Origin of the sequence: Bariatricus sp. HCP28S3_A4, assembly GCF_052066395.1 — a bacterium.
GTDB lineage: Bacteria > Bacillota > Clostridia > Lachnospirales > Lachnospiraceae > Allocoprococcus.
In genome coordinates this window covers 19364-40691 of record NZ_JBQHSE010000004.1, presented here as the reverse complement: position 1 = coordinate 40691, position 21328 = coordinate 19364, and the positions used below count along the sequence as shown (strand labels likewise).

At 45.8% G+C, this 21328-nt stretch carries 21 protein-coding genes; 20 read left to right on the top strand and 1 reads right to left on the bottom strand.

The features are described 5' to 3' along the window. Positions 1 to 115 precede the first annotated feature (115 nt). The 13 genes from ACTNBF_RS03130 (at position 116) to ACTNBF_RS03070 (ending at position 13108) form a co-directional block, all read left to right on the top strand. Positions 116 to 1288, top strand: coding sequence for an NlpC/P60 family protein (locus ACTNBF_RS03130; protein WP_441088733.1), 1173 nt, complete (start codon positions 116 to 118; stop codon positions 1286 to 1288). Between the two features lie 117 nt (positions 1289 to 1405). Then, positions 1406 to 2281 carry a 4-hydroxy-3-methylbut-2-enyl diphosphate reductase gene (gene ispH, locus ACTNBF_RS03125; protein ID WP_427806374.1) on the top strand — a complete coding sequence of 292 codons (876 nt, stop codon included), beginning with the start codon at positions 1406 to 1408 and terminating at the stop codon, positions 2279 to 2281. After that, the gene (gene rpsA, locus ACTNBF_RS03120) at positions 2262 to 3350 is read left to right on the top strand and encodes a 30S ribosomal protein S1 (protein ID WP_427819218.1); all 1089 of its coding nucleotides are present in this window, start codon (positions 2262 to 2264) and stop codon (positions 3348 to 3350) included. The genes ispH and rpsA overlap by 20 nt, the downstream gene beginning before the upstream one ends. Positions 3351 to 3561: 211 nt before the next feature. Further along, a complete protein-coding gene (gene rsxC, locus ACTNBF_RS03115) occupies positions 3562 to 4881 on the top strand; it encodes an electron transport complex subunit RsxC (protein WP_441088732.1) in 1320 nt (439 codons plus the stop codon). A gap of 30 nt (positions 4882 to 4911) precedes the next feature. Then, positions 4912 to 5883 carry an RnfABCDGE type electron transport complex subunit D gene (locus tag ACTNBF_RS03110; RefSeq protein ID WP_441024507.1) on the top strand — a complete coding sequence of 324 codons (972 nt, stop codon included), beginning with the start codon at positions 4912 to 4914 and terminating at the stop codon, positions 5881 to 5883. Beyond that, on the top strand, positions 5883 to 6485 hold the full coding sequence (locus tag ACTNBF_RS03105; protein ID WP_441024508.1) for an RnfABCDGE type electron transport complex subunit G: 603 nt from the start codon (positions 5883 to 5885) through the stop codon (positions 6483 to 6485). Before ACTNBF_RS03110 ends, ACTNBF_RS03105 begins: the two co-directional genes overlap by 1 nt. Further along, positions 6478 to 7179, top strand: a complete 702-nt coding sequence (gene rsxE / locus ACTNBF_RS03100) for an electron transport complex subunit RsxE (RefSeq protein ID WP_441024509.1) — start codon at positions 6478 to 6480, stop codon at positions 7177 to 7179. The genes ACTNBF_RS03105 and rsxE overlap by 8 nt, the downstream gene beginning before the upstream one ends. Positions 7180 to 7191: 12 nt before the next feature. Further along, complete coding sequence (gene rsxA, locus ACTNBF_RS03095) at positions 7192 to 7767, top strand: electron transport complex subunit RsxA (protein WP_427806368.1); 576 nt, start codon at positions 7192 to 7194, stop codon at positions 7765 to 7767. Between the two features lie 12 nt (positions 7768 to 7779). Continuing rightward, positions 7780 to 8571, top strand: a complete 792-nt coding sequence (locus ACTNBF_RS03090; protein ID WP_441024510.1) for an RnfABCDGE type electron transport complex subunit B — start codon at positions 7780 to 7782, stop codon at positions 8569 to 8571. A gap of 1 nt (position 8572) precedes the next feature. Beyond that, positions 8573 to 9046 carry a DUF2752 domain-containing protein gene (locus tag ACTNBF_RS03085; protein ID WP_441015967.1) on the top strand — a complete coding sequence of 158 codons (474 nt, stop codon included), beginning with the start codon at positions 8573 to 8575 and terminating at the stop codon, positions 9044 to 9046. Positions 9047 to 9162: 116 nt separating this feature from the next. Further along, complete coding sequence (locus ACTNBF_RS03080; RefSeq protein WP_441088731.1) at positions 9163 to 9933, top strand: hypothetical protein; 771 nt, start codon at positions 9163 to 9165, stop codon at positions 9931 to 9933. A gap of 351 nt (positions 9934 to 10284) precedes the next feature. Then, positions 10285 to 10992: a response regulator transcription factor gene (locus tag ACTNBF_RS03075; protein WP_427806483.1), complete on the top strand. Its 708-nt coding sequence runs from the start codon at positions 10285 to 10287 to the stop codon at positions 10990 to 10992. After that, the gene (locus ACTNBF_RS03070) at positions 10964 to 13108 is read left to right on the top strand and encodes a sensor histidine kinase (RefSeq protein WP_427819224.1); all 2145 of its coding nucleotides are present in this window, start codon (positions 10964 to 10966) and stop codon (positions 13106 to 13108) included. The genes ACTNBF_RS03075 and ACTNBF_RS03070 overlap by 29 nt, the downstream gene beginning before the upstream one ends. Before the next feature lie 30 nt (positions 13109 to 13138). Here the strand turns inward: ACTNBF_RS03070 and ACTNBF_RS03065 are convergent, their stop codons facing one another. Continuing rightward, positions 13139 to 14119 (bottom strand): FAD:protein FMN transferase, encoded by a 981-nt coding sequence (locus ACTNBF_RS03065; RefSeq protein WP_441088730.1) that lies wholly within the window; start codon positions 14117 to 14119, stop codon positions 13139 to 13141. Between the two features lie 120 nt (positions 14120 to 14239). Here ACTNBF_RS03065 and ACTNBF_RS03060 point away from each other — a divergent pair, with 120 nt between their 5' ends. The 7 genes from ACTNBF_RS03060 (at position 14240) to ACTNBF_RS03030 (ending at position 21323) form a co-directional block, all read left to right on the top strand. Further along, entirely contained in the window at positions 14240 to 14617 is a 378-nt protein-coding gene (locus tag ACTNBF_RS03060; RefSeq protein ID WP_441088729.1) for a NusG domain II-containing protein, read from the top strand. 11 nt (positions 14618 to 14628) lie between these two features. Next, positions 14629 to 15144, top strand: coding sequence for a Gx transporter family protein (locus tag ACTNBF_RS03055; RefSeq protein ID WP_441088728.1), 516 nt, complete (start codon positions 14629 to 14631; stop codon positions 15142 to 15144). Next, a complete protein-coding gene (gene ruvA, locus ACTNBF_RS03050; RefSeq protein ID WP_441015973.1) occupies positions 15141 to 15752 on the top strand; it encodes a Holliday junction branch migration protein RuvA in 612 nt (203 codons plus the stop codon). Before ACTNBF_RS03055 ends, ruvA begins: the two co-directional genes overlap by 4 nt. A gap of 10 nt (positions 15753 to 15762) precedes the next feature. After that, positions 15763 to 16752: a Holliday junction branch migration DNA helicase RuvB gene (ruvB, locus tag ACTNBF_RS03045; protein ID WP_427806359.1), complete on the top strand. Its 990-nt coding sequence runs from the start codon at positions 15763 to 15765 to the stop codon at positions 16750 to 16752. Between the two features lie 115 nt (positions 16753 to 16867). Next, entirely contained in the window at positions 16868 to 17281 is a 414-nt protein-coding gene (gene zapA / locus ACTNBF_RS03040; protein ID WP_427806358.1) for a cell division protein ZapA, read from the top strand. 41 nt (positions 17282 to 17322) lie between these two features. Continuing rightward, entirely contained in the window at positions 17323 to 19755 is a 2433-nt protein-coding gene (locus tag ACTNBF_RS03035) for a peptidase U32 family protein (RefSeq protein ID WP_441088727.1), read from the top strand. Between the two features lie 8 nt (positions 19756 to 19763). Further along, the gene (locus tag ACTNBF_RS03030) at positions 19764 to 21323 is read left to right on the top strand and encodes an FtsW/RodA/SpoVE family cell cycle protein (protein WP_427819231.1); all 1560 of its coding nucleotides are present in this window, start codon (positions 19764 to 19766) and stop codon (positions 21321 to 21323) included. Positions 21324 to 21328: the final 5 nt, after the last annotated feature.

The window sequence follows — 21328 nt, the reverse complement described above, 5'->3', positions numbered from 1 at the left end:
TAAGAAACTGAGATACTCTGATACGAAAAGCCTTGAAAATATGTGTCGTTTAGTGTATGCTTAATTCGTATGGGGTATAAATTTTAGATTTTAATAGAATAAGGTGGGTAACAATATGAAGAATAAATTTTTTCGTACACTCGTAGCATCGCTTGTTGTGAGTTCTTGTATTGTAACAACCGTGGGCGCTGCTCCGGATGCGGATACGATTAAGGAACAGAGAGATTCGGTACAGAGTCAGGTCAATTCTCTTCAGAGCCAGTTGACTGAAGTGCTTACAGAGATTAATGATCTGGAACGCCAGCTGATTGCAACCGGAGAACAGATCACACAGGCGACTGAAGATCTGGCGGAAGCTGAGGAAAAAGAGAAAGAACAGTATGAGGCCATGAAGCTTCGTATCAAGTATATGTACGAAGAAGGCAATAATACAGTGCTGGAGAAGATATTTACTTCCGGAAGCATCGGTGAGATGCTGAGTCAGGCTGAGTATATTCAGAATGTACATAAATATGACAGAGATCAGCTCAATGAATATGTTGAGACAAAAGAAAAGATTGCTGATTTGAAGGAACAGCTTGAAGAAGAGCAGAAGGAGCTCGAGGCGACACAGGAAGAATTTACGGCTAAGAAGGAATCCTTGAATGCGACTCTGGAAGAGAAGAAAGAAGAGGTTGCAGATCTCGATGCGCAATTCCAGGCGGCAGTAGAAGCTGCGGCTAAGGAAGCAGAAGAAAAGGCACGCAAAGAACGTGAGGCGGCGGAAGCAGCAGCTGCTGCTGAGAAGAATAACAGCAACAAGAATAACAGTAATAATAATACGAACAATAATAATAGTAACAATAATAATAGTAACAATAATAGTAACAATAATAGTAACAATAATACTTCGAAGCCGAGTACCCCGTCGAACAATGGCGGAAGCAGCAGTACAAGCGGAGGCGGAACGGGCGATACCAGTGTGGCACAGGTAATCGTGAACGCGGCATACAGTCAGCTTGGAACGCCGTATGTGTGGGGCGGGACAAGCCCGGGTGTCGGCCTTGACTGTTCCGGACTTACCCAGTACTGCCACAGAGTAGCTGGAATCTCGATTCCAAGAGTATCAGGTGATCAGGGGGCAGGCGGCAAAGCGGTTTCCAGCCCGCTGCCGGGTGATATTGTATGTTATTCCGGACATGTTGGAATCTACATCGGTAACGGTCAGATGATTCATGCACCGGAACCGGGAGACGTAGTAAAAATCCAGAGTGTATACGGAAATCCATGGTACAGAAGATACTGGTAAAAAAACATTGAGAAAAAAGAGTCGGAATCCTGGCAGAACTATCTGTCAGGATTTTTAGTTACCATGCATATGAGAAAAAGCAGTTGTAATAATTCATGTAGAAAGGAAAATCGTCAGATGAGAGTAATAACAGCGAAGAGTGCCGGCTTCTGTTTTGGAGTAAAGCGGGCAGTGGAAACAGTATATAAACAGCTTGAACTGGAAACAGAAAAGCAGATATATACATATGGTCCGATTATCCATAATGAAGAAGTTGTGAAGGATTTGGAAGAACGCGGGGTAAAAGTAATACGAAGTGAGGAAGAACTGGAAAAACTGACAGAGGGTCTTGTGATCATACGATCACATGGTGTTCCCAAAAGAATTTGTGACATGCTGGAGAAGAGGGGAGTTTCATATGTGGATGCCACCTGTCCGTTTGTCAAAAGGATTCATAAAATTGTATCAGAAGAAAGTGAAAGAGGAAGCTATATTGTGATTGTCGGAGATCCAGAGCATCCGGAAGTGCAGGGAATCCGCGGATGGGCTAAGGATAATGTAAGCGTGATTCAGAATGCGGAGGAAGCACAAAAATTTTCGCTGAATTCTTGTGGGAATGCGATACCATGTAGACAGAAAGTCTGTGTAGTGGCACAAACGACATTTAATTACAATAAATTCAAAGATTTAGTTGAAATTATTTCAGAAAAGGGTTATGATATAAGTGTTTTAAATACGATTTGCAATGCTACGAAGGAGCGTCAGACAGAAGCCAGGAGCATTGCGGAAGAGGTGGATGCTATGATTGTAATCGGTGACAAGCATAGTTCCAATACCCAAAAGCTATTTGAAATATGTAAAAAAGCATGTAACAATACGTACTATATACAGACACTTGGCGATTTGGATACGAATCAATTAAGGTCCGTGGAAACAGTAGGTATTACAGCAGGGGCATCCACGCCCAACAATATAATTGAGGAGGTTCAAAATAATGTCAGAATTAACTTTTGAACAAATGTTAGAAGAATCATTTAAAACAATTCATAATGGAGAGGTTGTAGATGGCACTGTAATCGATGTGAAACCGGACGAGATTATTCTGAATATCGGATACAAGGCCGACGGTATCATCACCAGAAGTGAATACACGAATGAGTCAGGATTAGACCTTACAACAGTTGTATCTGTTGGAGACACAATGACTGTAAAAGTGCTGAAAGTAAATGATGGAGAAGGACAGGTTCTTCTTACATACAAGAGACTTGCAGCTGAGAAGGGCAATGAAAGATTAAAAGAAGCATTCGAGAACAAAGAAGTTCTGAAAGCAACCGTTACACAGATCCTTGGCGGCGGATTAAGTGTTGTTGTAGATGAAGCAAGAGTATTTATTCCTGCAAGTCTTGTGTCAGATACTTATGAGAAAGATTTATCAAAGTATCAGGATCAGGAGATTGAGTTTGTGATCAGCGAGTTCAATCCGAGAAGAAATCGTATCATCGGTGATAGAAGACAATTGCTCGTAGCAGAGAAGGCTGAGAAGCAGAAAGAGCTCTTTGCAAAGCTGAAAGTTGGCGATACGGTTGAGGGTACTGTTAAAAACGTGACAGACTTCGGTGCATTTATCGATCTCGGCGGAGTGGACGGATTGCTTCATATTTCTGAGATGTCTTGGGGAAGAGTAGAAAATCCGAAGAAAGTATTTACAGTAGGTGAGACTCTGAAAGTACTTGTGAAAGATATTCGCGATACAAAGATCGCACTCAGCCTGAAGTTCCCGGAGACCAATCCGTGGGCAAACGCAGCAGAAGATTATGCTGTAGGCAAAGAAGTGACAGGAAAAGTGGCAAGAATGACTGATTTCGGTGCATTTGTAGAGCTGGCACCTGGTGTAGATGCATTACTTCACGTATCTCAGATTTCCAGAGCACATGTTGAGAAGCCGTCTGATGTTCTTTCTGTTGGTCAGGAGATTACAGCTAAGGTTGTAGATTTGAATGAAGCTGAGAAGAAGATCAGCCTTAGCATGAAAGCACTGGAGAATGCAGAAGTGCAGGCAGCGGAAGCACCGGTTGAAGAATAGAATTTTAGAAAATTCAAGTGAATATGATGGGATTTTTATACAAAAAGAGACTGGAAACAGTCTCTTTTTACGTCTATAAAATGTTAAAAAAACATCAAGATGTTTCTCAAAATGTACAATAAATTTGTGCATTTTACTGGAATTGTTCTTGAGTTTTCGGTATAGTTAGAGCAAGTCAACAAGGAGAAATAAGGAAGGAAGGAAATTGATTATGGGACTTTTGACATTTAAAGGCGGAGTTCATCCGAATGACGGCAAAAGCTTTGCAAAGGACAAGGAAATTGTAGAACTGTTGCCGAAAGGCGATCTTGTGTATCCGCTTTCCCAACACATAGGGGCGCCGGCAAGCCCGGTTGTCAAAAAAGGCGATCATGTCCTGAAAGGGCAGATGATTGCCGAAGCGGGTGGATTTGTATCTGCGCCGATTTATGCGTCCGTGTCGGGAACTGTAAAAGCAATTGAGCCGCATGTGAACCCGACCGGTGCAAAAGTGAATTGCATTGTAATTGAAAATGATGGTCAGTATGAAGAGGTGGAATATCCTCCGGTAAAACCACTTTCAGAACTGACAAAAGAAGAGATTCTGAATATGATCGCGAATGCCGGTATTGTAGGTATGGGTGGGGCCGGATTCCCGACCCGTGTGAAGCTCTCACCGAAAGAACCGGACAAGATCGATTACATCATAGCGAACTGTGCAGAATGTGAACCGTATATCACGGCAGACTACAGAAGGATGATGGAGACTCCGGAACTTCTGGTAGAAGGCATGAAAGTTATTCTCAAGTTGTTTGACAATGCAAAAGGTATTTTTGGTGTGGAAGATAACAAACCGGATTGTATCGCAAAACTCAAAGAACTGGTTAAAGACGAACCGCGTATGGAAGTAAAGACATTGATGACAAAATATCCGCAGGGTGCAGAGCGTCAGCTGATCTATGCAACCACTGGACGCGCCATCAACTCTACGATGCTCCCGGCCGACGCAGGATGTGTGGTGGACAATGTAGAAACTGTCATCAGTATTTACAACGCGGTTGTGAAGGGAATCCCGTCTATGGAGCGTGTTGTGACCGTGAGTGGTGACGGCGTTGCAAATCCGGGAAATTATAAAGTCCTTTTTGGTACCAATCAGAGAGAATTGGTAGAAGCAGCAGGCGGATTGAAGGAAGGATGCGAAAAGGTGATTTCCGGCGGACCGATGATGGGATTTGCCATGTATACGCTTGACACACCGATTACGAAAACATCGTCTTCTATTCTCTGTCTTTCCAAAGACGAAGTATCTGCAAGTACGGCGACCGCATGTATCAACTGCGGAAGATGTGTGGAGGCCTGCCCAAGCCGAATCATACCGTCCAGACTTGCGGATCTTGCAGAACGTCATGATGAAGCAGGATTTGTCAAGATGAACGGACTGGAATGTGTGGAATGTGGTTCATGCAGTTATGTCTGTCCGGCAAAGCGCCATCTGAAGCAGGCAATCGGCTCCATGAGAAAGACTGCACTTGCAAATAAAAAGAAAAAATAGAACAGTACAGAGAGGAAGAGGTGAACAAAAGTGAGTGAACAATTGAAAATTTCATCTTCACCACATATTCGTTCCAAAGCGACGACCAGTAATATTATGATGTGGGTTGCAATCGCACTTCTGCCGGCGACCGCCTTTGGAATCTATAATTTCCGTGACACACATGCATGGCTTGTTGTGATCGTGACGACAGCAGCAGCAGTACTTACGGAATATATTTATGAGAAACTGATGCACAAACCGATCACGATCAAAGATTTCAGTGCAGTTGTCACAGGACTTCTGCTTGCACTGAACCTTCCGCCGACAGCACCACTTTGGATGGGAGTTCTCGGAAGCGTATTTGCAATCCTGGTCGTAAAGCAGCTGTTTGGAGGACTGGGACAGAACTTTATGAACCCGGCACTTGCTGCAAGATGTTTCCTGCTGATTTCTTTTACCGGCAGAATGACATCCTTTACATATGACGGGATTTCAGGTGCCACACCGCTTGCGGCTATCCGCGCAAATGTGGAAGCAGGCAACAGTGCACTGGCAGGAGTGAACAGCATGGATATGCTCCTTGGAAAGATCGGAGGAATGATCGGTGAGACTTCTGTGATCGCAATTATGATTGGCGCGATTATTCTGATTCTTATGGGAATTATCGATCTTCGTATTCCGGGAACTTATATCGTGACATTTGCATTATTCATTGGAATTTTCGGCGGATTTGTTGATGGAATCGGATTTTTCAACATTCCTTACATGACAGCACAGCTCTGCGGCGGCGGTCTGATGCTTGGAGCGTGGTTCATGGCAACCGATTACGTGACATCGCCGATTACGAAGAAGGGACAGATCGTATATGGAATCATTCTTGGTGTTCTGACCGGAATCTTCCGTTTGTTCGGAGGGGCCGCAGAGGGCGTATCCTACGCGATCATCTTCAGTAACCTTTTGGTTCCGCTGATCGAAAGAGTTACTCTTCCAAAACCATTCGGTAAAGGAGGAGAAAAATAATGAATAAAATATTAAAAAATACATTGATCCTTACCGCGATTACCGTGATTGCCGGTACGGCTCTCGGACTGGTATATGAAATAACAAAAGATCCGATTGCAAAGGCAGAAGCTGATGCAAAGCAGGAAGCCTGCCAGACGGTTTTCCCGGAAGCAGATACATTTGAAGAAGTGGAAGTTGATTCGGATGCGGCGGCGAAGGCGGTAGAAAGCATGGGAACCAATGCAACGGTCGATGAAGTGTATGTGGCAAAAATGGGCGGTGATGAAGCAGGATATGTGATCACTACAACAGATAAAGACGGATACGGTGGAAATATTCAGATTTCTGTTGGAATCATGAATGACGGAACCATGAACGGTATCTCCATTCTGTCGATCGGTGAGACGGCAGGTCTCGGTATGCGTGCGACAGAGCCGGAATTCTATAATCAGTATGCAGAGAAGAAGACAGACAAGTTCTATGTTGCCAAGGATGGCGGAGAGAGTGAGCCGATTGATGCACTCAGTGGTGCAACGATCACCAGCCGTGCCGTGACCGGAGCCGTCAACACAGCACTTGGTTATTTTCAGAATGCGTTAGGAGGTAGTGGAAATGAATAGTTGTACCGAAAGATTATATAATGGTTTAATTAAAGAAAATCCGACCTTCGTCATGATGCTTGGTATGTGTCCGACACTTGCGGTAACGACTTCTGCGATCAACGGTATCGGAATGGGACTTTCCACTACGGTTGTACTGGTACTCTCGAACATGCTGATTTCCATGCTCCGAAAAGTAATTCCGGATTCAGTCAGAATGCCTGCATTTATCGTAATTGTGGCATCATTTGTAACAATGGTGCAGTTCCTTCTGCAGGGCTTTGTTCCTTCACTGTATGATTCGCTTGGAATCTATATCCCGCTGATCGTAGTAAACTGTATCATTCTGGGACGTGCAGAAAGTTATGCTTCCAAGAATCCGGTACTTCCGTCTATCTTTGACGGTATCGGAATGGGACTTGGATTTACATTTGGTCTTACCTGTATCGCAATCGTGCGTGAACTGATCGGATCCGGAAAAATCTTCGGAATCCAGATCATGCCGAGTTTCTATGAGCCGGTCACCATCTTTATTCTTGCACCTGGTGCATTCCTGGTACTTGCGTTCCTTGTTGCAGCACGCAGCAAGATCATGAAGAAGATGGCAGCAAAAGGCAAAGAAGTTCCGAAAGCACAGGGATGTGCAGAAGGCGGATGTGCGTCATGCGGCGGCTGTGAAGGAAAAGTTTTCCCGACAGGCCAGGAAAAAGAATAGGAGGAATACGAGATGAAAGAATTACTTATTATTGCGATTGGTTCAGCACTTGTAAATAACGTAGTCCTCAGCCAGTTCCTGGGAATCTGTCCGTTCCTCGGAGTTTCCAAGAAGATCGAGACAGCTGCAGGTATGGGAGGAGCCGTTATCTTCGTTATTACGATTGCATCATTTATCACCAGTTTGATTTACCGTTTTATCTTGATGCCGACAGGGTTCGAATACCTTCAGACGATTGTATTTATCCTTGTCATTGCAGCACTGGTACAGTTTGTAGAAATGTTCCTGAAGAAAACGATGCCTCCGCTTTACAATGCACTTGGTGTGTATCTTCCGCTGATCACAACAAACTGTGCAGTACTTGGAGTTGCACTCACGAACGTACAGAAGGAATATACCATTCTGGAAGGTGTGGTAAATGGTTTTGCAACAGCACTTGGATTCACGATCGCCATCGTCATCATGGCCGGTGTTCGTGAGAAAATCGAATACAATGATATCAGCGAGTCTTTCCAGGGAACACCGATCGTACTGCTTACGGCAGCACTTATGTCCATCGCGTTCTTTGGATTCTCCGGAATCATATAGGAGGACCGGATTATGAGTATAACAGGAATTTTAGTTGCTGCACTCATCGTGGGCGGCACCGGCCTTTTCATCGGTGTCTTCCTCGGAGTTGCAGGTAAAAAATTTGCGGTAGAAGTTGATGAAACAGAACAGGCAATTCTGGAAGCACTGCCGGGCAATAACTGTGGCGGATGCGGATACGCGGGATGTTCAGGACTTGCGGCAGCCATTACGAAAGGTGAGGCACCACATAACCGCTGTCCGGTCGGAGGAGCTCCGGTAGCAGAAAAGATTGCCGCAATTCTCGGAACCGACGCAGGAGAAACGGTCCGTCAGACTGCATTTGTCAAATGTGCCGGAACCTGCGGCAAGGCAAAACAGGCCTATGACTATACAGGAATTGAAGACTGTGTTATGGCGAGCCAGATGCAGAACGGCGGTCCGAAAGGATGTGGCTTCGGATGTCTCGGATTTGGAAGCTGTGTAAAAGCCTGTCAGTTCGATGCGATTCATGTGGTAGACGGCATTGCGGTAGTAGATCCGGAGAAATGTAAAGCCTGCGGAAGCTGTGTGAGCGCCTGTCCGAAACGCCTGATTGAGATCGTGCCATACGAACAGAAACATCTGGTTCAGTGCAGCTCCAGAGATAAAGGAAAAGATGTTATGAGCGTATGCTCTGTCGGATGTATCGGATGTAAGATGTGCGAGAAGGTCTGCGAATTCCAGGCAGTGACTGTGACAGGCAATATCGCCCACATTGACCCGGAAAAATGTACAAACTGCGGAAAATGTGCGGAAAAATGTCCGAAGAAGATTATTAAATAATATGAAGCATCAAATAAAAAAAGCAGCGAAGGTGATGGGAGAAGGACTCCTGCTCGTGTGGCAGGATGTCCGGAACCTGTGGCCTGTGCTGCTTGTTCTGGTATTGTATTTCCTTCTTGGAAAGTTTGTGCTTCACAGTCTCTGCCCCAGTGTGATCCTGACCGGATTTCCTTGCCCGGGCTGCGGCATGACGAGAGCGATGCTGTCAATCCTGAGAGGAGATTTCGCATCCGCATGGAGATTTCATCCGTTTTCCTACGTGCTTCTTATGTGGGCTGCGGCATTTGGAATACGAAGATACATCCTCCAGAAGGATGTCAAGATCCTGATGAAATGTCTGATCGTGATTCTGATCGGGATGCTGGTGTTTTATGTGTATCGGATGGTACGGTATTTTCCGGGAGAACCTCCGATGAGTTACGATGAGAGCAGCCGGCTGTATCGGTTATACAGACTTTGGAAAGGGAATGTATAAGCGTACATTTCCAGTGAAAGAGAAATGTGAAAGGTATGTGAAGAATGTTGTTTTTTAATATTTGCTGTGGTATTATGATACCAGTTTAAGTAGATGAATGACAGGAGGAATATACCATGGATAACGAGTTGGAGAACAAGGTATCGCAGGAAGAGAGCGTTTTAGATACACAGCCGGACTTGCAGCCGGAAGGGGCAGGTACTCCGGCGGAACTGACGGAGGCTGATGGAAGCTGTACTGTAGGAGCAGAAGAAGCACAAGTGAGCGAAGAACGACAGCTGTGCGAAGAACCACAGGTGGGGGAAGAAGCACAAGTGAGCGAAGAACCACAGATTACGAAAGACACATTGGTAACTGTACCACAGCAGGAGAAGCCTGTTTTGGAACAGACGGAGGTTAAACCGGATGAAGAGCCGGTTTACACGGATCCGAATGCGGACACAGTACATAAGCAGCAGACAGCGGGACATTTTTCTTATGGAGATCCGAATATGGGATATTATGGAAATGCACAGCAGACAGGAGCGACGGGCAGTCAGTCGAACGGTGCGTCAGATCCCAATATGAATCAGAGCCAGAATGGTCAGAATTATAACACAAATTCTAATCAGGCACAGAAGATAAACTATAATCAGAATTACAACTTCCATCCTGGTCGTCAGACGAATGAAGCACCGCTTTCTATGGGCGAGTGGCTGCTTACTTTGCTGATCGGTGCAGTACCGTGCTTTGGAATCATCATTTACTGTATCTGGGCATTTGAGAAGAACGGCAATGTGAATCGTAGAAATTACTGCCGTGCATATCTGATTATGACTCTGATTGCTTTTGCAATTGTCATGATATTTGTTTTTGTTGCGATAATCGGAGCATTGCTTAGCTTCTAATTGAATAATAATTTTTATTGAAAAGGCCAGTCCGAGTGGGGAGTGGTCTTTTTCTTATTCTTAGAGGTTCCAAGTCTTGCCTGCCTGACGAGCACTATTTTTATAAACGAAAAAAGTTTGTATTTCTCCTGCAATTTCGTTCAATAAGAAACAGACAAAGTATTTGGAGAATAAACTTTAGAAAATCTTTAGCATTTTGTGCCGTGTTCTTTAAGAAGTCTCATCTATCCTATACGTAGAGCAAAAGAAAAACGTGTTTGCTTTACGGAGGTGAAAAAAAGTGTATAATATGAAAGTGTGACCTGGTACATTAGGTGCACGCAATGAATGGAAGAGATGAGGGAAAAGAACATGGAAATGAATCATGTATTAATAGTAGAAGATGACAAAGAAATCCGGGAAGGTGTTGAGATTTATCTGAAAAACCAGGGGTATGAGGTATTCCAGGCCGCGGACGGTGTTGAAGGTCTTAAGATGATAGAAAGAGAAGAAATTCATCTTGCGATCGTAGATGTGATGATGCCGAGAATGGATGGGATCACAATGACAATGAAGCTTCGTGAGAAACATGATTTCCCAGTGATCATGCTGTCAGCCAAATCGGAAGAAGTGGATAAGATCATGGGACTGAACATCGGAGCAGATGATTATGTTACGAAACCATTTACACCGATGGAGCTTTTAGCCCGGGTAAATTCACAGCTTCGGCGCTACCGGAGATTTGCAGAAAAATTAAACAAACAGAACGAAGGGAAGAATATACATGTCGTCGGTGGTCTTGAACTGAATGAGGACACTGTGGAAGTAACCGTAGACGGAGAACCGGTCAAACTGACACCGATCGAATATAAGATTCTTTTACTATTAATGAAGAATCCCGGAAGAGTATTTTCTTCCGAAGAGATTTATGAAAGAGTCTGGAATGAACGGGCGATCAATACGGATACGATCATGGTGCATGTGCGGAATATCCGTGAGAAGATTGAGAGCTGCCCGAAAGAACCAAAATATTTGAAGGTGGTGTGGGGCGTTGGATACAAAATTGAAAAACAGGCATAAACTTGCGATCGTGCTTATTGTTGCTGCACTTGCAGTTGTAAGCATCATTATGGTAGAGAATTATGGGAAATTCTACCGCGCTATGGAAGAAAGGCAGGAACTGGAGCAGGATTATTATCAGGATAAAGAAGAACTGATAAAGGAGATGCTCATGAGCAGTTATGTGCTCTATTATGCACAAGGCAAAGGGGACGATGCCTATGGATATCTTCCCAGGTCTGAATATACTGGGGTTTATCAGGTGTTTGAAGGGCTGGCTCCTTATGTGAATTATCAGATGGAAATAGCAAAAGAGACTACGACAGAAGATTCTGCTTCAAAGGATTCTGCTGCAGAGGACACCAATGCAGATGATTCCAAAGCAACATCCGCTGAAACAGAGAATACAACCATTATTACGGATACGGAAGAAAACGATATTTTGAGAAAATGGGATCAATACGCATTTGGAGTTGCTTTTGGATATGATGAAAACGGAACGCCTTATTATCTTGACTGCATTGGGGACAGAGAAGAAGAGACAGAAAAAAGCATTCGCAGAATCATCGGCGAACTGACGGACTATCCGTTTTGTGACCCGATATTGGATAATGAACTTCCGGGAGCACCGGTTCATTCTGTATTCTACTTTGGAATGACGCAGGAAAATCTTGACTGCTATCTGGTGTCTCAGATCTATGTCAACGAGAGTGCACCGGATATCGAAGTATACACTTTCTTCGCTCTTGCCATGCTGATGATCCTTCTTGCCATGCTTCTGCCTCGCTTTAAGACGCTTCATACCGGGGAGGAACGCATATTCCACGCACCATTTGAAGCGGTTCTGATTATTGGATGCTGTACCGTGGCGTGGATTTTGAATCACTGCGGATGGCTGGTGGCACGTAATACGGGAAGAGGATACTACCCGGAAGATTTTCTGATCTGGATGGCAGTGTTTGCTGTTGCATACTGGATCGGAGGATGCACAAGGCAGATCTACACACTTGGTATCAAGGGGTACCTAGCACAACGGGTACTATGTGTAAAGCTTTGGGAAAAATCCGGGCTTCGTTTGAAAAGTATTTATGAATGGATCAAAGAAAAACTTCATCGGTTATACCACTCCTTTTATGATATCGATCTGAAAGAGAAGAATACCAAAGTGATCCTGAAGATCGTTGCGGTTAATTTTTGTATACTTCTGATCTGTTGCATGATGTGGGTGTTCGGTATCTTTGCACTTTTAATCTATTCGCTCATTTTATTCTTTATCCTGCGGAAATGTTTTGATGATATCCGTACGAAATATGCGCTTCTGTTGGAAGCTACAGGAGAGATCGCAAAGGGCAATCTGGATGTGGAGATCAAGGAAGATCTGGGGATTTTCAGTCCGTTCCGCGAAGAGATACAGAAGATACAGAGTGGCTTCAAAAAAGCGGTCAAAGAAGAGGTGAAGAGCCAGCGTATGAAGACAGAGCTGATTACGAATGTGTCTCATGATCTGAAAACACCGCTCACGGCGATCATTACCTATGTGGATCTTTTGAAGGAAGAGACGGACGAAGAAAAGCGGAAATCCTATATCGATGTGCTGGATCAGAAATCCATGCGCCTGAAAGTACTGATCGAGGATCTGTTTGAGATCAGTAAAGCGAACAGCGACAATATTTCTCTGAATCTGGTTCAGGTCGATATTGTGAATCTGTTTAAACAGGTGGAACTGGAGCTGGATGAAAAAATCAAAGCGGCTGATCTGACACTGCGCACGGATTTTCCGGAAGAGAAAGTGAACCTTCTGCTGGACAGTCAGAAGACTTACCGGATTTTTGAGAATCTGCTGGTCAATGTGGCAAAATATGCGCTTGGGGGCACCCGCGTTTATGTAGAGATCCGAAAAGAAGAGAAGGAGGCTGTGATCCGGATCAAAAATATTTCTGCTACGGAGCTGAATTTCAATCCGGATGAGATCACAGACCGTTTCGTACGTGGGGATGTTTCCAGAAATACGGAAGGCTCCGGTCTGGGGCTTGCCATCGTGAAAAGTTTTGTGGAACTCCAGAAGGGAACCTTCGTCATAGAGACCGAAGCAGATCTCTTCAAGGCAGAGATCCGCTGGCCGCTTGTTCTAAATTAATAATTGCAGCCGAAGTGCACTGTTTCAGGTTTATTTCTTATATCCGCTGGAATAGTGCATTTCGTAGTCTGAGGTTATGAATACCGCTTCGGCAGCAGGTGTATCTTCGATCAGCTTCATACCTGCTTTTAGACCGAGTGCAAAACAGCTCGTGCTCAGTGCATCTGCTTCGGCGGAAGAGTCACAGATGATCGTAACGCCCAGAAGGTTATTTTCATACGGATAGCCGGTGACCGGATTCAGAATGTGATGGTACTGGACCCCGTCCTGTTCAAAATACCTCTGGTAAATGCCGGAAGTGACGGCGGATTTATCTTTCAGTTTTACGGAAGAAATCGTGACGCCGGTCTCTTCAAACGGCTTCTGGATCCCGATATTGAAACTGGTTCCGTCCGGTTTCCCGCCGAGTGCAAGTACATTTCCGCCGAGACTGATCAGCGCGTGTTTGACTCCCTGTCCCTTGAGATATTCCTTGAGGCGGTCGGCGATGTAGCCTTTTGCGATGCCGCCAAGGTCTACGCCGGATTTGACATCGGCAAGGCGGACGGTGTTTCCTTCTATCTTGACGTTCTGATAGCCGATATGATTCTTTGCTTCCGCAATGGCGCTGTCTGACGGGACAGAAGGAGAATCACTGCGGAATCCCCAGGCATCGATCAGCGGCGCGATGGTAATATCGAATTTACCCTCCGTGAGCTGGCTGTATTTCAGCCCGATCTCGATCGCCTCAATGGTTTCGCGGGAAAGCTCCACCGGCTGGCCTCCTGCATGATTCAGCTTGTATATCTCACTTTCTTCATTTGTCGGGCTGAAGAGAAGTTCGTATTTCTTACATAACTGCATACACTCGTCTAATATGTGGTCCGCATTTTTATCGTAGACCGTGATGGTGATCACTGTGTCAAAGAAGGTGGAAGTCCTGGAAGCAGGTTCATTTGAAATGCTGGAGCATCCGTTGACAAGAAGTATCGTAATGAGGAGCAGAATCCCCGGTAATTTCCATTTTTTCATAATTCCCTCCGAAGTGTTATAATAGTATCATTATAAGGTGACTGCAGAGAAAAATCAATCGAACGTTTGGTTGCATTCGGGGATATGTTGTGCTAGAATAAACGGAAGAGAGGTGGAGTCATGGAGAATAAGAAGAATTTGAGAAAGAACGACTTGCTCTTATTGCTAATCGTGGTAGTTGTTGCAGCAGCGATCTGTGCGCTGAGATTCTGGCTCGGGGACAAGCATCCGGGGTATGTGACTGTGCGGATAGACGGTGAGGTCGTGGCATCCTATGATCTGTCGGAAGATCAGGAAGTGGAATTGAACGGAGGAACGAATACGATGCGGATCGAGGACGGTACGGTGAAGATGATTCAGGCCGACTGCCCGGATAAGCTCTGTATGAAGCAGAAAGCGATTTCTAAGAATCGGGGAAATATTATCTGCCTTCCGAATAATATCGTGCTCCAGATCGCAAATCAGGATGAATCGGAGCTGGATGCGGTTACGAATTAGGAGGCGGCAAATTGAGAACAAAAGTGACATATTTCGGAGTGTTCACTGCACTGGCGCTGATCTTCAGTTATGTGGAAAGTCTGATCCCTTTTCACATCGGAATTCCCGGAGTGAAGCTCGGACTGGCGAATTTGATTGTTGTGGTGGCTCTTTATAAGATGGGGACAGAGGAAGCATATGCACTGTCTGTTGCCCGAATCGTACTGTCCGGCTTCCTTTTTGCAAATCTTTTCAGTATCATTTACAGTCTGGCGGGAGGGATGCTCAGCCTTACGGTCATGGTTTTTCTGAAGAAGAAAGGCTGGTTCAGTGTATATGGTGTCAGCCTGGCGGGAGGAGTCATGCACAATGTGGGGCAGCTTCTGATCGCCATGCTGATCGTTGAGACATTCAGTGTTTCCTATTATCTTCCGGTGCTTCTGGTTGCGGGAGCAATCACCGGACTTGTGATAGGAATCCTGGCAGAGGCCATGCTGAAGAGGCTTGCGGGATTGGACATGGGAAGCAGGAAGGAGCAGAAGAGATGATTTCATATATTCGAGGAGAACTGGTCTATATCAGTGAAGATAAAGCAGTGGTTGATGTTGGAGGGGTGGGCTATGGCATTTTTATGCCGGCAAAGTCGTTGAGTCAGCTCCCGCCTACGGGGAAAGAAGTGAAGATTCATACATATCTGAATGTGAAGGAGGATGCGATGCAGCTCTACGGCTTTCTCACCCGGGATGCGCTGGAAGTATTCCGGCTTGTGATTGGGGTGAGTGGAATCGGGCCGAAGGGCGGACTCGGGATCCTCTCACAGCTGACGCCCGATGAACTGCGGTTTGCGGTGATGGCGAACGATGTGAAGGCCATATCGGCAGCCCCCGGTATCGGGAAGAAGACGGCAGAGAAGTTGATCCTGGAACTGAAAGACAAGCTGAGTATTGAAGATGTGCTGACGCATCAGATGGAGGGAGAAGGAACTGTTCAGAACGCTTCTTCCTGCGGACAGGAAGTACAGTCTGATGCGGTGCAGGCGCTGACCGCGCTTGGATACGGAGGCACGGAAGCACTCCGCGCGGTGCGTCAGGTAGAGACGGATGAGAATACAACGGTAGAAGAACTGCTGAAAAAAGCACTGAAGTTTTTGATGTAAGGGGCGGCATATGGCGAAGAGAATTATTACAACCGAGAATCTGGAAGAAGACAAGAAGATAGAGAATCATTTAAGGCCTCAGCTATTGAAGGATTATATCGGCCAGGAGAAGGCAAAGGAGACTCTGAAGATCTACATTGAAGCGGCGAAGTCCAGGGGGGAATCCCTGGATCATGTACTGTTTTACGGGCCTCCGGGACTGGGAAAGACGACACTTGCCGGTATCATTGCGAATGAGATGGGAGTCAATATGAAGATCACCTCGGGCCCGGCTATCGAGAAGCCGGGAGAGATGGCGGCAATCCTGAATAATCTCCAGGAAGGGGATGTGCTTTTTGTAGATGAGATCCACAGGCTGAACCGGCAGGTGGAGGAAGTGCTGTATCCTGCCATGGAGGACTACGCGATTGATATTATGATCGGGAAGGGGGCGTCCGCTCGCTCCATACGGCTTGACCTTCCGAAGTTTACACTGGTTGGAGCGACCACGCGTGCCGGAATGCTTACCGCACCTCTTCGCGATCGTTTCGGAGTGGTCAACCGTCTGGAATTCTATACGGAACAGGAACTGCAGACGATCATCATGCGTTCCGCGAACGTACTGGATGTGGAAATTGACAAAAAAGGAGCACTTGAGCTGGCAAGGCGTTCCAGAGGGACTCCGCGTCTTGCCAACCGCTTATTGAAGCGGGTAAGGGATTTCGCCCAGGTGAAATATGACGGGGTGATTACGGAAGAAGTGGCTTCTTACGCACTGGATCTTCTGGGAGTGGATCGTCAGGGACTGGATCATGTGGACCGGAATATTCTGCTGACGATGATCGAGAAATTTCAGGGAGGTCCGGTGGGACTTGATACGCTCGCCGCTTCGATCGGAGAGGATGCAGGAACGATTGAAGATGTTTATGAACCGTATCTTCTTAAAAATGGTCTGATTCAGAGAACACCGCGGGGAAGGGTCGTCACGGAGCTGGCATACCATCATCTGGGGCTGGAATAGACCTTAAAAACCAATGATTCGTTGAAATTTAGATAAAAAAATTGAAAAACAGTTGGTTTTTGTCTAAATATAGTATATAATGAAATGAGGAATTGAGCGGGTAAGGAGGTTCTTTATGGCATCGTCAAAAAATTACACAGAAGTTCTCATCGGTGGAAAGGTATTTACACTGAGCGGCTTTGAGAGCGAAGATTATCTACAGAAGGTGTCCACTTATCTGAACCATAAGATTGAAGAATGTACAAGCAGCGAGGGGTACCGCAAGCAGAGTGCGGAAGCCAGGAATGTACTTCTGGCACTTAACATTGCAGACGATTACTTCAAGGCCAAGAAGCAGGGTGGAGCCTTAGAGAGCGATATCGAAGCGAAAGACAAAGAGATGTACGACCTAAAGCATGAACTGATTTCCATTCAGATAAAGTATGAGAATGCTGAAAAGGCATTGGACAAGCTGAAAGAAGAGAACAGAGAATTACAGATGAAAATCGTACAGTTAGAAACTGAGATGAAAAATCACCGTAAGAAATAGACTGTCTTATGACAGTCTATTTTGCGCTATAGGAGGTTGGTATGAGGAAGCAAGTGGAGATTCTGGCACCTGCAGGGTCGATGGATAGTCTGAAAGCAGCTGTGGCTGCAGGAGCGGATGCGGTTTATACCGGAGGTATGATGTTCGGTGCTCGCGCATATGCGAATAATCTTTCGGAAGACGAACTTCTGGAAGCAATCGATTTTGTGCATCTGCACGGTAAGAAGCTCTATCTGACTGTTAATACACTTTTGAAGGAACAGGAGTTGGAAGAGGAGCTTTATGCGTATCTCTATCCCTATTACCGTCAGGGGCTGGATGCGGTGATCGTGCAGGACATCGGGGTACTCCGGTTTATCAGAAAGACATTTCCGGATCTTCCGGTCCATGCCAGTACACAGATGACGATCACCGGTGTGGATGGAGCGAAACTTCTGGAAAAGGAAGGCGTCACACGTGTGGTGACAGCCAGAGAGCTTGGTATAGAAGAAGTAAGAAAAATCGCAGAAGAGACCGATCTGGAGATTGAAAGCTTTGTGCATGGAGCACTCTGCTACTGCTATTCAGGTCAGTGCCTGTTCAGCAGTTTCCTTGGCGGGCGAAGCGGGAACCGTGGACAGTGTGCGCAGCCGTGCAGACTTCTGTATCAGGCTGAAGGAGACGACAAAAGCAGGTATCTGCTCAGTCTTAAGGATATCTGTACACTGGATCTGATCCCCGAGATGGTCGAAGCGGGGATAGATTCTTTTAAAATAGAAGGAAGAATGAAGAAACCGGAATATGTAGCGGCAGTCGCGCATTTATACCGCAAATATACGGATCTGTATCTGGAACTGCTTGAAAAAGCACCAGAAGGGACAGATCCGGAGGTATTTGCCAAACAGAAGTTCCGGGTGGAAGAAGCGGATCGGAGTGTACTTCTGGATCTGTACAATCGGGGAGGATTTCACACCGGATATTATCACACACAGAACGGGAGAGAGATGGTTTCGCTGGACAGGCCGAACCATGCGGGGATCCCTGCAGTAAAGGTGCTGAAAAAATCCGGAAGGAATATGGAATGCCGTGCACTCATCGATTTGAATCCGCAGGATATCATTGAACTTCCCATGCGGAGAGGTAAGGAGAAGGCGAACAACTATACCTGTAAGACGGCAGTGAAAAAAGGTGCGTCACTGACCATTCCGGTATTTGCCGATACTCCGGCTGCGAAAGGAATGGTATTGAGCAGGATCAGGAACGAAGTGTTGATCCAGAAGCTTCATGAGCTATATGTGGATAGAAAAATAAAAGAAAAAATTAAGGGAATTTTTATACTTTCCGTTGGAGATTCTGCTAAACTAACGGTATCATACGGCGATATTTGCTTTACGGTATGTTCGGATAAGGTTCAGGAAGCCATGAATCACCCAATCGATGTTGAACGTGTGAAAAAGCAATTAGAAAAGACGGGAAATACCCCGTTTGAATTCGAAGAACTTCAGATCGAGATCACAGGAAACGCGTTCGTTCCCATGCAAAAGCTCAATGAGATCCGAAGAGAGGCGTTGGACAAGCTGCAATGCGAAATAACAGAGAGGTACAGAAGAAAGGAAGCGGATGCGCAGGATATCAGGGAAACTGTCCCCGCTGTTATGGCGAATCCTATGATAGATTCCATGCCGACGCATCATAGATTTACCGCTTCTGCCCGGACGTTGGAGCAGATCCGCGTGCTGACAGGATCCGGAATGATTGAGCGGATCTATGCGGATTGTGCAGCGTTCCCGAAAATCTGGGAAAATGAGATGCTTCGGGAGGTCATTCGGGATGTGAAAGAATCCGGGAAAGAGATCTGGCTGATCATGCCGTATATTTTCCGGGAAACGACACGGAAACGGTATGATGCAGGCTATGACCATATCCTGAATGCCGGATGGGACGGCGTCATGATCCGGAATTATGAAAGCTATGGGTTCCTGAAGAAACGCGGGTTTGAAGGACGTATTATGACAGAATATAACCTCTATCAGTTTAACCGCGAGGGCTTGGCGTTCTGGAAGGAGAAGGGGATTTATGGGTTCACAGCTCCGCTGGAACTGACTGCCAGAGAATTGGAGTCACTTCCGATGCAGGACGGAGAACTGATTCTGTACGGACACCTTCCCATGATGGTATCTGCCGGATGTGTCCGCAAAACGCTGGGCAGATGTAAAAAAGAATCGTCCTGTATGACAATAACTGACAGATATCGAAAACAGTTTATGGTACAAAATGAGTGTGATTATTGTTATAATGTGATTTATAATCAGGTACCACTCTATCTTGCAGACCGGATGCAGGAGGCAGATCAGATTGGAGCAGGAGGCTTCCGCCTGATGTTTACAGTAGAGAATGCCCGGCAGACCGGCAGGATTCTGCAGCTTTATGAGGAGGAGGCAGTATACCTGGACGGAGAATTTACCCGGGGACACTGGAAGAAAGGAATAAAGTAGGTGAAGATTTGGTAAATATTGTTGTTGAGCTGTCGAAATATCTCATGATCATCATGATTGCAGTCTATACGTATGAGTGTTTTGCAGTTTTTGGCTTTTCAGATGAATATACGAAAAAGAGCATTCTTCGCCGCCAGAATGTATTAATGTTTCTCATGCATTTTACAGCGTTTCTGGTGCTGTATTTGCAGACGGAAGAGAAGAAGATGATTGGGTTCTATGGAATGCAGGTCGTGCTTCTGCTGACGATCATTCTTCTGTATACGAAAATCTACCCGAAGGTGTCGCGCCTAGTCGTGAACAATATGTGTATGCTTTTATCGATCGGGTTTATTATGATTACCAGATTATCCTATTCGCTGGCGGTGAAGCAGTTTATCATTGCAGCGGGAGCCGTGGCAATCAGTCTGATTGTTCCGATCATTATCCGTAAGGTGAAGGTACTCTCTGAATGGAGAAGGTTTTATGCAATAGCCGGTGTGATTATGCTGGCGGTGGTGTTGATTTTTGGTCCTGTAACCGGTGGAGCACTGCTTTCTATTCAGATCGGTGGTTTCGCCTTACAGCCGTCGGAGCTTGTGAAAATCATTTTCGTATTCTTTACGGCTGCGAGCCTGAAGATGGATACCAGTTTTAAAAATGTCGTGATTACGACTGTAGTTGCTGCTGTTCACGTGTTGATTCTGGTGGTTTCCAAGGATCTGGGGGCAGCACTGATCATTTTTGCCGTGTACCTGGTCATGCTCTATGTGGCGACGAGGCAGCCACTGTACGTATTTGCAGGGGTGGGTGCCGGAGGCGCAGCTTCCGTAGTAGCGTATTATCTGTTCAACCATGTGAGGGTACGTGTACTTGCATGGAAGGATCCGTTTGCGATTTACAATGAAGGCGGTTTGCAGCTGGCGCAGTCATTGATGGCAATTGGGACAGGAAGCTGGTTCGGCATGGGACTCATGCAGGGGGCTGCGGATAAGATTCCGGTTTCAGAGTCGGATTATATTTTTTCGGCAATCGCAGAGGAAATGGGATTGATATTTGCAATCTGTCTGACGATGATCTGCGTCAGTGTGTATATTATGTTTCTTAATATCGCCATGGAACTGCATGATCGTTTCTACAAGCTTGTGGCACTTGGACTTGGAACCTGTTACATATTCCAGGTATTTCTCACGATTGGCGGTGTGACAAAGTTCATTCCGTCCACCGGGGTGACGCTTCCGCTTGTGAGTTACGGAGGAAGCTCAGTTTTAAGCACTGTGATCATGTTTGGTATTATTCAGGGACTTTATATAGTAAGAGAAGACGAGGAAGAGGATATTGAAAGAAAAAAAGCACAGCAATTACGAAATGGACAGGCTGGACGAAGAGCTTCAGAACCTTCCCGACGAAAGAACGTATCAACCTCAAAAGCGGCAAAGCGGCCAGCGCAGCGAAGGGCAGAAGAAAGGGGAAGGACCGCGGGAAAACAACCGCAAAAAATCAGTTCAGGAAAAGCCGGTTCGGGAAAAGCCTCTGTCAGAACGACGGGCACGAAAAGAGCAGAAGGCGCGCGAAAAGGAAGAAGCTAAGAAAA